The organism is Corynebacterium macclintockiae, from assembly GCF_027570165.1.
Lineage (GTDB): Bacteria > Actinomycetota > Actinomycetes > Mycobacteriales > Mycobacteriaceae > Corynebacterium > Corynebacterium macclintockiae.
In genome coordinates this window covers 22,406-39,069 of sequence record NZ_JAKMUV010000003.1, presented here as the reverse complement: position 1 = coordinate 39,069, position 16,664 = coordinate 22,406, and the positions used below count along the sequence as shown (strand labels likewise).

Annotated in this window: 15 protein-coding genes and 1 tRNA gene; 10 read left to right on the top strand and 6 right to left on the bottom strand. The window is 62.8% G+C overall.

Annotation, left to right across the window (positions count from 1 at the left end):
* The first annotated feature begins 4 nt into the window (after positions 1–4).
* Complete coding sequence (gene glxR, locus L8U58_RS03665; RefSeq protein ID WP_269954715.1) at positions 5–688, top strand: CRP-like cAMP-activated global transcriptional regulator GlxR; 684 nt, start codon at positions 5–7, stop codon at positions 686–688.
* Positions 689–735: 47 nt separating this feature from the next.
* Here glxR and L8U58_RS03660 read toward each other — a convergent pair whose 3' ends face one another.
* From L8U58_RS03660 to L8U58_RS03645, 4 genes are read right to left on the bottom strand one after another with little or no spacing between them, the layout of a single operon-like run.
* Positions 736–1,566, bottom strand: a complete 831-nt coding sequence (locus L8U58_RS03660; RefSeq protein ID WP_034971939.1) for an MBL fold metallo-hydrolase — start codon at positions 1,564–1,566, stop codon at positions 736–738.
* A gap of 28 nt (positions 1,567–1,594) precedes the next feature.
* On the bottom strand, positions 1,595–2,062 hold the full coding sequence (locus L8U58_RS03655; RefSeq protein WP_034968765.1) for a RidA family protein: 468 nt from the start codon (positions 2,060–2,062) through the stop codon (positions 1,595–1,597).
* 43 nt (positions 2,063–2,105) lie between these two features.
* On the bottom strand, positions 2,106–2,264 hold the full coding sequence (locus tag L8U58_RS03650; RefSeq protein WP_011274258.1) for a Sp36 family protein: 159 nt from the start codon (positions 2,262–2,264) through the stop codon (positions 2,106–2,108).
* A gap of 41 nt (positions 2,265–2,305) precedes the next feature.
* Positions 2,306–2,680, bottom strand: coding sequence for a WhiB family transcriptional regulator (locus tag L8U58_RS03645; protein WP_269954714.1), 375 nt, complete (start codon positions 2,678–2,680; stop codon positions 2,306–2,308).
* Between the two features lie 451 nt (positions 2,681–3,131).
* Between L8U58_RS03645 and L8U58_RS03640 the strand changes: the two genes are divergently transcribed.
* The 9 genes from L8U58_RS03640 to L8U58_RS03600 all read left to right on the top strand — a co-directional run bounded on the left by L8U58_RS03640 (position 3,132) and on the right by L8U58_RS03600 (position 14,355).
* Positions 3,132–5,366: a transglycosylase domain-containing protein gene (locus L8U58_RS03640; protein WP_420839825.1), complete on the top strand. Its 2,235-nt coding sequence runs from the start codon at positions 3,132–3,134 to the stop codon at positions 5,364–5,366.
* Positions 5,367–5,481: 115 nt separating this feature from the next.
* Positions 5,482–6,411: a metallophosphoesterase gene (locus tag L8U58_RS03635; protein WP_420839830.1), complete on the top strand. Its 930-nt coding sequence runs from the start codon at positions 5,482–5,484 to the stop codon at positions 6,409–6,411.
* 115 nt (positions 6,412–6,526) lie between these two features.
* Positions 6,527–6,603, top strand: a tRNA-Pro gene (locus tag L8U58_RS03630).
* Positions 6,604–7,364: 761 nt separating this feature from the next.
* Complete coding sequence (locus L8U58_RS03625) at positions 7,365–10,595, top strand: DUF4040 family protein (RefSeq protein WP_269954712.1); 3,231 nt, start codon at positions 7,365–7,367, stop codon at positions 10,593–10,595.
* Complete coding sequence (locus L8U58_RS03620) at positions 10,592–11,095, top strand: cation:proton antiporter subunit C (protein WP_035002473.1); 504 nt, start codon at positions 10,592–10,594, stop codon at positions 11,093–11,095. Before L8U58_RS03625 ends, L8U58_RS03620 begins: the two co-directional genes overlap by 4 nt.
* Positions 11,095–12,777 carry a monovalent cation/H+ antiporter subunit D family protein gene (locus L8U58_RS03615; RefSeq protein ID WP_035007751.1) on the top strand — a complete coding sequence of 561 codons (1,683 nt, stop codon included), beginning with the start codon at positions 11,095–11,097 and terminating at the stop codon, positions 12,775–12,777. Before L8U58_RS03620 ends, L8U58_RS03615 begins: the two co-directional genes overlap by 1 nt.
* Before the next feature lie 3 nt (positions 12,778–12,780).
* Positions 12,781–13,674 carry a Na+/H+ antiporter subunit E gene (locus L8U58_RS03610; RefSeq protein ID WP_269954711.1) on the top strand — a complete coding sequence of 298 codons (894 nt, stop codon included), beginning with the start codon at positions 12,781–12,783 and terminating at the stop codon, positions 13,672–13,674.
* Positions 13,675–13,953, top strand: coding sequence for a monovalent cation/H+ antiporter complex subunit F (locus L8U58_RS03605; RefSeq protein WP_034975626.1), 279 nt, complete (start codon positions 13,675–13,677; stop codon positions 13,951–13,953).
* Positions 13,954–14,355 (top strand): Na+/H+ antiporter subunit G, encoded by a 402-nt coding sequence (locus L8U58_RS03600; RefSeq protein WP_034968740.1) that lies wholly within the window; start codon positions 13,954–13,956, stop codon positions 14,353–14,355.
* Positions 14,356–14,430: 75 nt separating this feature from the next.
* Here L8U58_RS03600 and L8U58_RS03595 read toward each other — a convergent pair whose 3' ends face one another.
* On the bottom strand, positions 14,431–14,856 hold the full coding sequence (locus L8U58_RS03595; RefSeq protein WP_034971955.1) for an organic hydroperoxide resistance protein: 426 nt from the start codon (positions 14,854–14,856) through the stop codon (positions 14,431–14,433).
* A 74-nt stretch (positions 14,857–14,930) separates the two neighbouring features.
* A complete protein-coding gene (locus L8U58_RS03590; RefSeq protein WP_070550897.1) occupies positions 14,931–16,541 on the bottom strand; it encodes a catalase in 1,611 nt (536 codons plus the stop codon).
* Between the last annotated feature and the right edge of the window lie 123 nt (positions 16,542–16,664).

The following is a 16,664-nucleotide window of genomic DNA, read 5'->3' as shown; positions in this document are numbered from 1 at the left end:
TAGGATGGCAGAAGTATCCGAGATACTATCAAGGGCAGGCATCTTCCAAGGTGTTGAACCCACCGCGGTGCGTACCCTTATTGACCAGCTGGATACCGTCAAGTTCCCGCGTGGCACCACCATTTTCGAAGAAGGCGAGCCCGGCGACCGTCTGTACATCATCATCAGCGGCAAGGTGAAGCTTGCCCGTCATTCGGCCGATGGGCGCGAAAACCTACTGACGGTCATGGGGCCATCCGACATGTTCGGCGAGCTGTCTATCTTCGATCCGGGCCCGCGCACCTCGTCCGCCGTCTGCGTGACGGAGCTCCACGCAGCGACGATGGATTCCGTCATGCTGCACAACTGGATCAGCGAGCACCCGGAGATCGCCGAGCAGCTGCTGCGCGTGCTGGCTCGCCGCCTGCGCCGCACCAACAACTCCCTGGCGGACCTGATTTTCACGGACGTTCCCGGCCGAGTGGCCAAGGCTTTGCTGCAGCTGGCCAACCGCTTCGGCACGCAGGAGGGCACGGCGCTGCGCGTGCACCACGACCTGACGCAGGAAGAGATCGCCCAGCTGGTGGGCGCTTCGCGCGAGACGGTGAACAAGGCGCTGGCAGAGTTCGCCCACCGCGGTTGGATCCGCCTGGAGGGCAAGTCGGTGCTGATCTCCGACACTGAGCGCCTGGCTAAGCGCGCTCGCTAAGCAGCGCCAGCGCTAAACCGGGGGTTAAGCGCTGGGGGTAGCGCGCGCTAGTTTTCGTCGCCGCGCAGGAAGCGCAGCGTCACGCGAGTGGACTGTGCGGCAGCGTTACGCAGAACCGGGTCGACATCCGTGTAGATCTCATCCACAATGTCGTTCACCGAGGCATCGTCGCCCAGCTTCTTCAGAGCTTCCTTGACCTGCTCCAGGCGCTGCTCGCGACGGTCGATGTACTTCTGTGCCACCTCGGCCAGGTTCGGCTGATCCGGACCGTGGCCCGGCAGCAGTGGCTTGTCCTGTCCGCGCTCGCGCAGCTTAGCCAGCGTCTCCAGGTAAGCCCCCAGGTCGCCGTCGGTCTCGGAGATCATGGTGGTGTGGCGACCGGCCAGAGTATCGCCGGTGATGATGCCCTCCACGTCGGAATCATCGGTACCACCGTTGGAGTGGATGAAGAAGGCCACGCAGTCGGAGGTGTGGCCAGGGCAGTGCACAACCTCAATAGTCGGGGTCAGGCCTTCGAAGGAGATGATCTCCCCGTCCTTAAGCTCGTCAGCGGCAATGCAGTACTGCTTGTCGAAGGCGCGGATCGGTGCGCCGGAGATCTGTCGGAAGCGCTGGGCACCATTAGCGTGATCCGCATGGCGGTGCGTCAGCAGCACAACTCCGATACTTGCACCACCTTCGGTGGCCTTGGTGTTCAGCACGTTCAGGTGACCTTCGTCTTGCGGACCCGGATCCACCACAACGGATACTGTGTCGTTTTCCCCTCGAATCACCCAGGAGTTCGTACCTTCCAGGGCAGCGTAGCTGGGGTTCGGCGCAAGTACGACGCCGACGTTCGGGGTTACTGGGCGTAGTTGGCTATAAGCTGGGTGCTCCATGCCTCCCAGTGTAGATCGAACCGCCAAATTATGCGCTGATCTGCGCGATGATTTCTACCTCTACGGGGGCATTCAGTGGCAGTGCGGCCACGCCGACTGCGGCGCGGGCGTGCACACCGGCCTCGCCGAAAATCTGGCCTAACAGTTCCGAAGCCCCGTTAATCACTCCCGGCTGGCCGCCGAAGTCGGCCGTAGAGGCTACAAATCCGTTGACCTTCAGGATCCGCTCGATGTTATCGATCCCCACCAGGTCGTCGATGGCGGCAATGGCGTTCAGCGCGGCGGTACGGGCGGCGTCATAAGCCTGCTCCTCTGTCACATCGGCGCCTACCAGACCCGTGACGGGCAATGCACCGTCGACGAAGGGCAGCTGGCCGGAGGTGTAGACGATATTGCCGCTGCGCACGGCGGGAACATAGGCGGCCACTGGTGCGGCCACCGGCGGTAGTTGCAGCCCCAGTTCCTCGAGCTTTGCGCGGAAGTTGTTCTGTGCCATGTGTTTTCGTGTGCTTGAGCTTGTGGTTTCTAGCTTTTAGTTTTTACTGCTCCAGCGGGCGCTTCATGTATGCCACGTGCTGCTCGCCGGTCGGGCCAGGCAGGACTGATACAAGCTCCCAGCCATCCTGGCCCCAGTTGTCCAGGATCTGCTTAGTGGCGTGGGTGAGCAGCGGTACGGTTACGTATTCCCAGTTAGTCATGGCCACCACTGTAGCGCGTACGGAAGTTCTAACTGCTGTTATTACTGCTTTGCTGCCTGGCCAGCCTCCAGCTGGCCTGCGAAGAAGTCCGCCCAGCTGGTGATTTCGGGGTGCTTGCGCAGAAGTGCACGACGCTGGCGCTCGGTCATGCCACCCCACACGCCGAATTCCACCTTGTTATCCAGAGCGTCGGCACGGCACTGCAGCACCACTGGGCAGTGGCGGCAGATCGCTACGGCCTTGCGCTGCGCTGCACCCTTTACAAATAGCTCGTCCGGATCCACGTTGCGGCAGTGCGCCTGCGTAATCCACTCACCGCGGTTGTTGAAGGACTCGCGGGTCGTGATTTGTTCGGCTGGCTGGCAGGTCGGCTTGGCGCCACTGTTGGCCGTCGTGCGGGCAAGCGATGCAGTCATTCTCTTCCTCCGAAACGTGCCCCTGACAGTGTGGCTGTGGCGCCTTGTGCGCCGGCTGGTTTCTGTTGCCGCCAACTGCCTTGGAGGCTTGCTCTACTGGTAATTTTATTCACAAGTTTTTAGAAGTGTCGAATGCGTCACATTTTGGGGGTAATTGATATCCACATGACATTTCGCTGTAAGCATTCAGGGAGCCACCTTCAGCCATACGCCTAACTTCCTGCGTTTTCGCTCTTCTTTTTGACGCCCTCACAATCCCGCTGGTCACACCACCAAACAAAGTGGCGTAAATCACATGGCTGGTTGGATCCAGCCCTGTAGCCCGAACAGGCGTTGCCTACTTATATGCGCATACCCCGTCGGGGGGACGCAGCACCCCCAGCGGTGGGGAAGGAGGGCGTCCTAAAGAAAGGGCAAAGGGTTGTCCGGGGCGTGGGTTAAGGTGTTACGCGTGGACGCACCGAAGCCATTTCTTAAACTCTTCCTCGCCATCCTGGCCGGTGGCGTGCTGCTCGCTGCCGCAATCCTGCCTTTCGCGGGCGCAAGCGGATGGGTGGTAAACGCCAGCACGGACACCATGAACTCCAACGTTCAGGACATCTCGGAGAACAACACTGTGCCGCTGCGCTCGCGGATCACCGACCGGGATGGCCAGACGATTGCCTGGATATACAACCAAAACAGGACGGAGGTGCCGTCGAAGAAGATCTCTCGGGCCATGAAGGACAGCATCGTGGCCATCGAGGATCGACGGTTCTACGACCACAAGGGCGTGGATATCCGTGGCACCATGCGTGCGGCTCTGGCGAACCTTTCCAGCGGCGGGGTCTCGGAGGGCGCCTCGACGATTAACCAGCAGTATGTGAAGAACTACCTGTGGTTGATTGATGCGGAGAACGAGGACGAGGCAGCGCAGGCCATCGAGACCTCCCTGCCCCGCAAGCTGCGCGAGATGAAGATGGCGAGAGACCTGGACAGGGAGCTATCTAAGGATGAAATCCTGACCCGGTACCTCAACCTGGTCTCTTTCGGCAATAGCGCGTTCGGTGTGCAGGCGGCTGCGCAGACATATTTCGGTGTCAACGCAGAGGACCTGGATGATAACCAGTCGGCCTTCCTGGCCGGCATTGTGCAATCGACCAGCGCGCTAGACCCGTACACCAACCCGGAAGGCGCCAAGAAACGCCGCAACGCCGTTCTGCAGGCGCGCGTGACGGCGAAGACGTTGCCCCAGAGCAAGGCCGATGAGCTAGCCGCCAAGCCTTTGGGCGTGTTGGAAGAGCCAGCGATACCAACCAACGGCTGCATCGGCGCTGGCCGTTCCGGATTCTTCTGCGACTACGTCCTGCAGTACCTGGAAGGAAAGGGAATCTCCAAGGACGAGATCACGAAGGGCGGATACACCATCCGCACCACCCTCGATTCGAAGGCGCAGAGGAGCGCGGAGAACGCTGCCCGCGGTAAGGTCGCCCCCGATCAGGACGGTGTAGCGGCCGCGACCGACTATCTGGCCCCGATCGATGGAAAACACCAGGTGTTGGCCATGGCATCGTCGCGCACGTACGGGCTGAACCAGAAGAAGCGGGAATCCGTGTTGCCGCTGACGCACTCCCTGCAGGGCCACGGCGCGGGCTCTGTTTTCAAGATCTTCGCCGCGGCCGCCGCAATGGAAGAAGGAATGGGACTGAATACCAACCTTGCCGTGCCCACCCGTGCCGAGGTTGAGGGCATGGGCGCCGGCGGCGCGCGAGGTTGCCCCGCAAACAAGTACTGCGTGGAAAACGCGGGCGCTTACAAGCCAAATATGACATTGAAGGAGGCCCTGGCTACCAGCCCGAACACCCCCTTCATCGAAATGGCTGAGAAGATCGGCATGAAGCGCATCGTGGATATCGCCATCAAGCTGGGTCTGCGCTCCTACAAGGACAAGGGCAGCTTCGACGGTGAAAACTCCGTGGAAAGCTACGTGAAAGACAACAACTTGGGATCCTTCGTGCTGGGGCCGACCGCAGTCGACCCGCTGGAGCTATCCAACGTGGCAGCCAGCCTGGCCGACCACGGGCGCTGGTGCGAGCCCCTGCCCGTTCTGTCCATTAGGGATCGCAACGGCGAGGACGTTGAGTTGGAGGAGGCCGACTGCGAGCAGGCCATCGACAAGTCCATCGCCGACGCGCTGGCCAACGGCATGGGCAGCGATGCACAAAGCGGCACGGCCGCAGCCGCCGCGCGGGCGGAAGGCTGGAGTGCCTCGGTATCCGCCAAAACCGGTACGACGGAAACCAGCTTCTCTGCCGCATTCCTGGGCTTCACGCCTGGCTGGGCTGGCTCCACCTACATCTTCAACGATGGTGGAACTCCCCAGAACCTGTGTACCTCCCCGGTGCGCCAGTGTGGCTCTGGCAACCTCTACGGCGGTAACGAGCCCGCCCGGATCTTCTTCGAAGCCTCCAAGCCGATGATCGACAAGTACGGTGGCGGGAAGCTACCTAGCTACGACAAGAAGTACGACGCGGGCACAGATCACGGCAAGTGGGGCTCGTCATCCAATTCGGGAAATGACTCCGGTGGAGGGGAGGGCACAACCCGCCCACAGTCAGCGGATAGCCCGCCGCCGGAACTTAACCTGCCGCCGGAAGTCCAGCGGGGACTGGAAGACCTCGACGATTTCCTGCGCCAGTTCCAGTAGCCGCCACCCGGCGCACACTCCCCGCCGGCGCAGGAAGCGATACGCTGGGGGCGTGAAGAATCAACGCCGAACCTCCCAACCCCAGTCCCGCACACGCCTGCTCACCCCCGCCAACGTGCTGAAATGCGCGCTCGGAATTGGGGCGGCCGGCGCCGCTGTCGCTGCGGCGTCATATAGAGAAACCCTCAAGTTCCAGCTACACGAGGTAACGGTGCCACTGCTAGAACCCGGCACGCTACCCGACGATTGGGACAGCTTCCGAGTGCTGCACGTCAGCGACCTGCACATGCTGGACAGCCAGCGACAAAAGCAGGAGTGGGTCGCTGCGCTGGACCGCCTGGACCCGGACCTGGTGGTCAACACGGGCGACAACCTCGGCGAGAAGGAAGGCGTGCCGGGGGTACTGCGCGCGCTCGGGCCACTGCTGGAGCGCCCCGGCGTATTCGTCTTCGGCAGCAACGACTACTTCGCGCCACGGCCGGTGAATCCGTTCATCTACCTGCTCGGAAAGAAGCGCAAGCCCTCCAAGGAGGAGCTGCCATGGAAGGGCATGCGCGCGGCCTTCATCGAACGGGGCTGGCGTGATGCCTCGAACGCCACCGTCGAGTTCGCCATCGACCCCGCCGCCACGGGATCCCTCGCCAGCCCATCGAAGATCAAGCTGGCCATCGCGGGTGTGGACGACCCTCACCACGATCTGGACGATTACTCGCGGATCGCTGGTCGCCCTAATAATGACGCCAACCTGGCCATCGGGCTAAGCCACTCCCCGGAACCGCGCGTTCTGGATAGCTTTGCCGCCGATGGATACCAGCTGGTGCTGAGCGGTCACACACACGGCGGGCAGCTATGCCTGCCGGGTGGGCGCGCCATTGTGACGAATTGCGGCATCGACAGGAGTCGGGCGCGCGGGCTTTCCCGCTGGACCGAGCGCATGTGGCTGCACGTGACCAACGGGCTGGGCAGCTCTAAGTACGTGCCTTTCCGCATTTTCTGCCGACCGTCGGCGACGTTGATCCACATTGTGGAGAAACCGGCAGAGTAGCCCAAAAGACCCGGTACGCTGCTATTTTGAAAAATGCCCCCTGTGCGGGCTATAGTAATTCGAGTTGCAGCCGTTGGCTTTGCACAATTCGCAAAACTAACGTGCCGCTCCAGACCGGGATATGGCGCAGTTTGGTAGCGCACCTCGTTCGGGACGAGGGGGTCGCAGGTTCAAATCCTGTTATCCCGACCATTAGAACCCGCTGGCACCGAAAGGTGCTGGCGGGTTTCGTCGTTGAGGGAGCTCTCTAGAATTCGCCCCTAGAACCCGCCTCAGTGTGCACACATTCTGCTACTTATCTGGGCGCCAATGTCGCTAGAACGAGAATGCGTTGCCGGGCGCCACCGCCCATACCCCTCCGCTGGCCCCAAATGTCGCTAGAACGGGAATACGTTAATGACATTGATTTGCAAGTTCCCAAAAGCGCAGGTCAGAGCGTTTTCATTTTTCGCTGCTTACCAACCTCTTGAACGTATTCCCGCTCTAACGACATTTCATCGCCGTCGGGAGCCTTTTGAGCCCGGCGCGACCCTATTTGAACCACCGCAGACCACGTATTCCCGTTCTAACGACATTTCACCTCATTCAGCACGCCGCACAGCACCTCCCCGGCAAATCCCCTGCACACGCGGGCACCAGGCCGAGCACCCCGAACAGCCCTAAGGGGCGCCTGATAAACTGTGACTGTCGTATAACTATTCCGATCACGTCGCGTCGTGATGGACCGGAATTATTTTGCCGGCACCCCAGTGGATCACTTGAATAACTTTGACACCTTCAGGCCTCATTGGGCCCGCGATCTAGTTCGGCTCAGCACGACCTTCTGATGTCGGGGCTCAGCACGACTCCGCGAGGTCGTCGCTTTGCGACGGCACCGTGATGTCGTACGTGGTTATTCAGTGAATATTCAAGGTGATCGAACAACTATAGAAACATTGGGGTGTTGAAGCAACGTGGCTCTCCTTGCCATCCCCGTCACCGTCGCGGTGGCGCTCATCCTCGTTCCCTTGCTGGTCAAAACACTTGATCGAAACGCCGGCTGGCCATTAGGTCTAACCTTCCTGGGACTCGCAGGATATGTGATCAAGCACGCCGACCCGATACTCAACGGCGAGACAGCCACCTGGTCCGTCACCTGGATCAAAGGCTTCCTCACCGGCGCGGGTGGCGCGGATGGCGCGGGCGCAGCGGGCGGTGCTGCAGGCACGGGCGCAGCCAGCGAAGGAGGCCTGGATCTGGCCCTGAAGATGGATTCCCTGGGCCTGTTCTTCACCCTCCTGGCGCTGCTCATCGGCGCGGTTGTTTTCATCTACTCCGCCGCTTACCTGCACAAGGGCGACAAGATCATGAGCTTCTACGTGCTCATGACCTCCTTCATGCTGGCAGTCCTCCTGCTGGTCCTGGCCGACGACGTGGCCCTGCTGTTCATCGGCTGGGAGCTAGTCTCCCTGGCCTCGTTCTTCCTCATCGCCCGCTCGGGCTCGGGCGGCGAGGCCGGCTCGATCCGCACCCTCCTCCTCACCTTCGTCGGCGGCCTGTTCCTGCTGGCCGCCCTGGGTATTGGCGTGATCACCACGGGCACGACGAACCTCACGGCCATGCTGCACTCCCCCGCCTGGGAGGGGCAGGATGTCCGCCTGGCTATCGTTGCCGTCCTCATCGCCCTGGCGGCGTTCTCCAAGGCCGCACAGATTCCCTTTCACTTCTGGCTGCCGGAGGCAATGGCCGCGGACACTCCGGTCTCCGCCTTCCTGCACGCCGCCGCTGTGGTCAAGGCGGGCGTTTACCTGCTGCTTCGCTTCTCCGGCCTGTTCGAGGGCGTGATGGCCTGGCACACACTACTTATCGTCATCGGCATGACGACCGCCATCATGGCCGCCGTGTTCGCCGTGCAGAAGACGGACTTGAAGAAGCTCACGGCGTATTCCACGGTCTCCCAACTGGGCTGGATCGTCGCCACCATCGGCGTGGGCACCCCCTTCGCCATCAGTGCTGCGCTGGTCCACACGGCCGCCCACGCGCTGTTTAAGTCCTCCCTGTTCATGATCGCCGGTGTCGTTGACCACCAGGCCGGGTCGCGAGACATTCGTCGCCTCGGCCCGCTGTGGCGCCAGATGCCTTTTACTTTTGTTTCCGCTGTGATCGCGGCGGCGTCAATGGCTGCGATTCCCCCGACCTTCGGCTTCGTGTCGAAGGAAGGCATGCTCACCGCGTTCGAAGAAGCGCCGTTTAGCAACGTCGGCGTAGTTACCCTGCTGGTCGCGGCGGGTATCGGCGCGCTGGCGACGTTCGTGTACTCCGCCCGCTATGTATTCGGCGCGTTTATCGACGGCCCGAAGGATATGTCGCACGTCAAGGAGGCGCCGGTGAGCCTGTGGCTGCCCGCGGTCCTGCCTGGCGTGCTGTCGCTGCCGGTTGTCGCGTTCATGGGCATCTTCGACGAGACGATTGATCACGTGGTTGATGCCACGGATCTTGGCCACGCGCACACGCACTTGGCGCTGTGGCACGGCCTGACGGTGCCGTTGGGTATTTCTGTCGCGGTGCTGGTCGCGGGCGTTATTGTTGTTATTTATCGACGCCCCCTGCTCCAGCCGCTGGAGGGCAAGCGACTCGGGGTGGCAACCGGCGCGGAGATCATCACCGCGTTCATCGCGCGGTCGACGAAAATCGGCCGCATGTTTGGCCGCCTGGCGAATTCTGTGAACCCCAACCGGCACGTGGTGTGGATCTTCGCCATGTTGATTCTGCTGGCGGGATTCTCCCTGATGGGGCCGGGGCGCCTGGAGGGCGTGGCAGACCTGAACCCGCGGGTCGAGGGCATCGACAGCATCGTGGACTTGGTAGGGCTCGTGATTGTGGGCCTGGGTGTGCTGGTGATGATCGGCACCCGCTCGCGACTGGCCTCCGTGGTGCTGGTCGGTGTGGTCGGTGTGGGTGTTTCCTGGGTCATGCTGACTTTGGGCGCGCCCGATGTGGCGACAACTCAGCTTCTGGTCGAGTTCTGCGTGGTGGTCATCATGATGCTGGTGATCCGCCACCAGCCTCGCCTGTACCTACGCGAGGGGGCGAACCGCTCCCGCTTCGCCACAGTGCTGGCGGTGCTGGTCGGCCTGATCACCTTCCTGGGCGTGTGGTTGCTCATCGGCCGCCACGACAAGCCTGCGATCTCGCAGTGGTACCTGGAAAACACCCCAGAGATCTCCGGCGGCAACAACGTGGTGGCCGTGATCTTGGTGGAGTTCCGTGCATTCGATACCTTGGGCGAGCTGTCGGTTCTGGGCATGGCGGGCATCGTGATCGCCGCGCTGATCAAGTCCATCCCCCGCTCGCCGGTTCCGGGTTACGGTCCGGGTTCCACCGCGGAGCTGTTCCGTGCGCCCGGCTCCACCCGCTTCCCGGATGTCCACAAGGTGCCGGAGCTGGCACCGTTCTACTCCAAGTACCTGCGTTCCACGCACTTGAACTCGATTAACTCGCGGATGACGATGTATCCGGTGATCCCGATTCTGGCGCTACTGTCCGCCGCGACTTTCTGGCGCGGGCACCAGGCACCCGGCGGCGGCTTCGTCGCCGCACTGATCGCGGCCTGCGGCATTTTCATGTACTACCTGGGGCAGTCCCGCGCGAAGAAACTGTTCTCCGACCAGGTGGCTTATTCCCTCGTCGGGTCGGGCATGGTTATGGCTCTCCTCGCCGGATTGGTCGGCTACGCCAAGGACGGCTTCCTGTCCCCCATCCATGGGGAGATTCTGGGGCAGCACATGACCACCTCCCTGATCTTCGACGGTGGCGTGTACCTGGCCGTGTTCGGCCTGGTGGTTATCGTCATCAACCAGATGGGTGGCCGCGACCGCCCAGGTACGGATCCGGCAACGCTGAAGTCGAAGTTCCGCGCCCCGGAAGCGAAGCAAAAAATGGGTCTGAACTCGAAGGGCAAGCGCCCCACCCCCATCGAGGCCAAGGCGGATCCCGCCAAGAGGCGCTCCCCGGTGGCAATCACTGCCGGCGGCAGCGACATTCTGCTCAACCCCTCCCAGGTCTCCGCGGCGGCGAAGGCAGAGGAGGAAGCCCACCGGGCAGAGCGCGAAGCGGCCCGCGCGCCGGTTTCCCCCGACAAGAAAAAGCTGGAGGCCGAGTCTGCTGAGACTGAGGGCGTCGACAAGAAGGGAGAGCACCAGTGATCATCGCAGCTATCATCGCCATCCTGGTGGCGGGCGGAGTGTACCTGGTGATGCAGCGCGGAATGCTGCGCATCATCATGGGCATCACGCTGCTGGGTCACGGCGTGAACCTGCTCATCCTCGCCGCGGGCATCGGTGCGTGGCGCATGGATCCGCTCATGGACCGCGCCACGCCCGAACAGGCGGCTGACCCGCTCCCCCAGGCGTTTGTGCTGACGGCGATTGTGATTTCCATGGCCTCCACGGCCGTGATGCTCGCGATGGCCGCACTGGGTCGCGACGACGACACGGTCGGCAGCGACGACGTGGAGACCGCCTCCCGGCGCCTGCGCACCCTGCAGACCATGGGGTGGAAGAACTACGAGGAGGCCAAGGCCCAGGGTGGCGTGGTCGAGGAAAACAAGGCCACCAAGCTCGGCGCGAACGACTACACCGAGGTGCACTCGTCCGCCGATGAGGACGGAGCCAAGGCCTCCAGCAAGAAGGGAGCGCAGAAGTAATGCCCGGAAGTTCCCTGCTTAGCCTGTTCATCGTCGTTCCGCTGCTGGCTGCCGCCATCGCGGCAATGGCTCCGTGGAGCAGCGTACGCCGCATTCTTGGGCTGCTGGTTCCCGCCTTCGGCATCGTCGCCAGCATCTGGGTGCTGGCGAAGGTCAGCGCCCCACACACCGTGATGGTCGATAACGTCGGCGGGTTCGTCGGCGGCATCTCCATCCCGCTGGCTGCGGACAACCTGGCGGGCATCATGATCCTCACGACCTCCGTAGTCGCGCTGGCCGCCAACTGGTTTGCCGACGTGGTGGGCGAAACGCGCGCCCGCTTCTACCCCGCCCTCACGCTAATGCTGATCGGCGGCGTGTGGGGCGCGCTGCTGACCGCGGATCTGTTTAACCTGTTCGTGTTCATCGAGGTCATGCTCATGCCTTCGTTCGGCCTGCTGGCGATGACCGGCACCTGGGCGCGCCTGGCCGCGGGCAGGATGTTCATCGTGGTGAACCTGGTGACCTCCCTGCTGCTGCTCAGTGGCGTGGTGCTGGTCTACGCCGTCGTCGGCACCACCAACCTGGCAGCCCTGGCAGGCGCAGCCGGCCCGCGCGGCACCGAGTTCGCCGAGGGCGTGTTCGGAAACCAGTGGCAGCTGGTGGTTCCGCTTGGCATGGTGCTGTTGGCGCTGGCCGTGAAGGCCGGCGTGGCACCGATCCACACGTGGCTGCCGCGCGCCTATCCTTCGACCTCCCCGGCCGTGATGGCTCTGTTCTCTGGCTTGCACACCAAGGTCGGTATTTACGCGATCTTCCGCGTATACCTGACCGTCTTCGAGGGCGACCCCACCTGGTCCTGGGGCATCCTGGTGATCGTGGTGCTGGGCATGTTGATCGGCGGCTTTGCCGGCCTAGGCGAAACCACGATGCGCAGCGTGATCGCCTACCAGATGGTCAACGGCATTCCGTTTATGCTGATCGGCCTGGCTTTCCTCGGCGACAACGCACGGCTGATGCTCAGCGCGGCACTGTTCTACATGCTGCACCACATGATCGTCGCCGGGTCGCTGATCATGGCCTCCGGCGCGATCGAGGAGACCTACGGCTCCGGTCGCCTGCGCAAGCTGTCCGGCCTGATGCGCCGCGACCGTTTCGTCGCCATCGTCTTCGCCGCGGGCGCGCTGGCGATTGTCGGCCTGCCGCCGTTCTCCGGCCTCTGGGGAAAGCTCGCGCTGGTATTCGGTGTGGCTCAAGACGGCACGTGGAAAACCTGGCTGGCGATCGGCGCGATCATCGTCTCCTCCATCGGAGCCTTGGTCTCCATGATCTACGTGTGGCGCGAGGTGTTCTGGGGGCGTCAGATGAACTCCAACGAGACCGACCCAGACTTGCGGGTCCCGCACCGCTACGTGTGGCCATCCGCAGTCATGATGTTGATTTCCGTCGGCATGTTCATCGGCGCCGGCCCGATCTTCCAGCAGGTCAACAAAGCCGCCGACAACCTGACCGATACGACGGCCTATGTCGAAGCGGTGCTCGGCGATCCGGATCAGGCCATTGGCGCGGTGCTGCCGCCCGGGCCGAGCGGATTGGACAACGTCCCCGCTGGTGCGCGTAGTACGACGAATGATGACGCCCTCCGGGAGCGCACCGAACGGGACAACGCGGAGCAACCGGCTCAGCACGGGAAGGAGAACTAAGCCATGGCGAGGTTCAATGTCGTCCAGGCACTAAAGTCCACCGGCCACGCGCTGGGATACGCCGTGTGGCTGACCGGGCAGATCATCAAGGAATCCGTCGTGATGGCGATCGATACCCTGGGCACCGGCCGCAACATCGCGCCGGTGGTGATCTACTACCCGCTGCGCGTGACCAGCGAGCGGGACATCGCGGCTTTCATCGCCTCGATCACCATGACCCCCGGCACGCTCTCCCTGGGCGTGACCGGCCCGAAGGAAGTCGATTACGACGCAGCTGCGGGCGAGCGCAGTTCGAAGGACGCCTTCGCCGTGGCCCGCTCGGAGTTCAATACCCACGGGCTGAACCACGTGCAGCGCTTCCTAGCCGTCCACGCCATGTACGGCGCGAACCCGGAGGAGCTGCTGGCCAGCCTGGCGGACATGGAGGAGCACCTCGCCCCCTCGGTGAAGGACAAGCCGCTGAACTTCGACGTGCAGTACCTGGTGGAGAAGGGCCGCCCCGGCCCGCGCGGTTTCCGCGGCTCCCGCGGCGGTCGTGCGTCGGACGAGACTGTCTTCGATGTGGAGAAGGTGGATTCCACCCCGCACGCCGCCGCGTTCGTCGCCGCGATCCTCCAGTCCGACGAGGAGGAAAAGAACCCCAACGACGTCCGCGACATGGATCGTAAGGAGCGCTACGAGATCGCCCGCCGAAACGCGGAACGCGCCAAGGCCCGGATCTCTAACGCAACCCCCGATATTGATACGTTCCGCGGGGACAACCTGGGGGCGTCCCAACCCGACCAGGAAGGGCGCACCAAACCTGGAGAGACCTTGTACGATCCGCTCTACCCGAGAGAAAACCCGGATAGAGCCAAGAAGCGAGCGAAGAAAACCCCGAGAAAGAAAGGCAAGTAGATGGAGCCCAAGGACCTACTCAACATCCTGGTGGGCATCGCCGCCGCCATCGTGGTCATCGCGCTGTTTACGGTGCTGTGGCGCGCGGTATCTACTCACAATGACGCCCGCCGCGCCGTACTTTCCGACATGGTATTCATGGCGATGGCAGGGCTGTTCCTGTGCTATTCGATCTTCCACCGCACATCCATCACCTACGAGGTCGCGCTGTTCGCCGGGCTTTTCGGCGCGCTGTCGACGATCGCTTACGCCCGCATCATTTCCCGAGGGAGGCGCTAAATGTCCACAACAATCCTCGCCGCCGCTGGCGACATGGTCGAGTTCAGCGAACCCGGGTGGCTCGGCGCGATTACCGCAGGTGTGCTCGCCATTCTCGGGGCGGTCTTTATCTTTGTTTCTGCCCGCGCGATGTATCTTGCTCCGGACGCCCTCAGTCAGGTCAACATGGTGGGCCCAGCCATCGGCGTGGGACTTCCACTGCTGATTAGCGCCAACCTGGTGTATTCCTGGTCGACGGAAGGGTTCATCCTGGGCGAGCTGATCCGCGCCATCGTCGCCATCACCGCTTTGCTGGTGATCGGCGCCACCGGCTCCTACGTGATGGGCCGTGCGCTGCACGCAACGCACTGGGATCACACGGTACCTCTGTCCGGCGGACAGAAGGCGAAGGAACCGAAGTAGCACCCAGCGCACACAAAAACGAGCCCGCCCCCACGAACTTGGTGGGACGGGCTCGTTTTTCGCTGTGTATCGAGACTAGCCGACGGTGGCGACGGCCTCCACGTCGATCTCGCCGCGCATTGCCTTGGAGTAGGGGCAGAATGCGTGAGCATCCGCGACCAGCTCGTCGGCCTTGGCCTGGTCAACGCCGAAAACGGTGGCGGTGATCTTCGCGGACAGGCGGAAGCCCTCCGGAACCTTGTTCAGTGCGGTCTCGACGGTGACCTCCGGGGACTGGGTCATCTCCACACCAGCCTCCTTGATGGTCTTTTGCAGAGCACCGTTGAAGCAGGCTGCCCAGCCGGCAGAAACCAGCTGCTCTGGGTTCGTGCCCTCGCCAGAGCCACCCAGTGCCTTCGGCGGGCGAACATCCAAGTCGATCTGACGGTCGTCGGTGGCGACGTGGCCATCGCGGCCACCGCCGGTAGAAATTGCCTTTGCTGTGTACAGTGCGTCGCTCATGTGAAGAACAATCCTTTCTTCAAACTGATCTTTGTAACCATCGGTCGGCGCCCAGCCTACGTGAACCCGCAGGCTTAGTTGCCGGTGAAGATTTCCTTCACCCGGTCGCGCAGGTTCTCGTCGACCTTGCCCCAGTAGGTCCAGCACTGCTCTGCGACCTGGTCAGAGACCCCCTCCATCGCGCCCGCGATGTTGTTGGCCAGGCGCTCCCGGGCGGCGTCATCCAGAACCTCACGCACAAGCTGGCCGGCCTGGATGAAGTCGTCGTCCTCGGGGTGGCGGACGTAGGCGCCGCGGGTTAGGTCGGTGCCGTGCAGGTCGTCGAATAGTCCAAGTTCCTCCGCCGCGGTCACGGCAGATTCCTGGCCACGGCCGAAGCCGTACTGCGATTCACCGACGGCCACGCCCTGTTCGACGGCACCGGAGCCATCGTTGACGTCGTTGGCGCCCTCCCCACGCTCGAAGCGGTTCGGGGAGTACACCGGGGTACCTGCCGGTGGGAACTCCTGGTTACCCGCGCCGTCCTTGGCGGTGTAGTAGTTCTTCTCCGGAACCACGGAACGGTTGGAAGGCAGCTGGTGGAAGTTCACGCCCAGTCGGTAGCGCTGCGTGTCGGCGTAGGCGAAGGAACGGGCCAGCAGCATCTTGTCCGGGGACAGGCCAATGCCCGGCACCAGGTTCGACGGCGCGAAGGCGGCCTGCTCGATCTGGGCGAAGAAGTTCTGGGGGTTCTCGTTCAGTGTGAAGTGGCCGACCGGGATCAGCGGATAATCCTTCTGCGACCAGGTCTTCGTCAGATCGAAGGGATTCCAACGGTAATCCTCCGCCTCAGCGACCGGCATGATCTGCACCTTCACATCCCACGTCGGGTAATCGCCGCGCTCAATGGCGTCATAAAGATCCTGACGGGAGGAATCGAAGTTGCCCGAAGCAATGACCTTAGCGGCCTCGTCGTCAGTGTAGAACTTCCAGCCCTGGCGGGTCTTGAAGTGGTACTTCACCCAGAAACGCTCGTCGGCGGCGTTGATCCACTGATAGGTGTGGGAGCCGAAGCCGTCCATGTGGCGGAAGTCGCACGGGATGCCGCGGTCGCCCATCAGGTAGGTCACCTGGTGTGCGGTCTCCGGGGAGCGGGTCCAAAAGTCCCACTGCATGTCCGCGGAGCGCAGGCCGGAATCCGCCAGGCGCTTCTGGGAGCGGATGAAGTCCGGGAACTTAATGCCGTCGCGCAGGAAGAACACCGGGGTGTTGTTGCCCACGATGTCGTAGTTGCCCTGCTGGGTGTAGAACTTCAGCGAAAATCCGCGCACGTCCCGCACCGCATCGGGGAAGCCCTGTTCGCCCGCGACGGTGGAGAAGCGGGCCAACATCGGGGTCACGCGCCCCGGCTGGAACAGATCCGCCTTGGTGTACTTGGACACATCCTCGGTGATGGTCAGCTCGCCGAAGGCGCCGGAGCCCTTCGCGTGGACGTTTCGCTCGGGAATGCGCTCGCGGTTGAAGTGCGCGTGCTTTTCCACCAGGTGCACGTCGGACAGCAGCAGCGGGCCTTGGTCGCCCACGGTCGCGGAGTGCTCCTCGGTGCTGACCGGGGAGCCGTTGACGTTCGTCGAATTCCCGGAGTACGGGCACACTCCACGGGAGGCGACGTCCTTAGCTGTGGCGATTGGGTCGTCGTTGGTCATTGGTACCTCCTTGATACCTGGCCTTGATACAGAGCCTGATACCTGGCCTCTAGTGCCGCACTAGAACCCGTGTGGCTCTAGTGGTTCTAGCACCCCACCTTGCCAGAATTTCGCGCCCTGCGT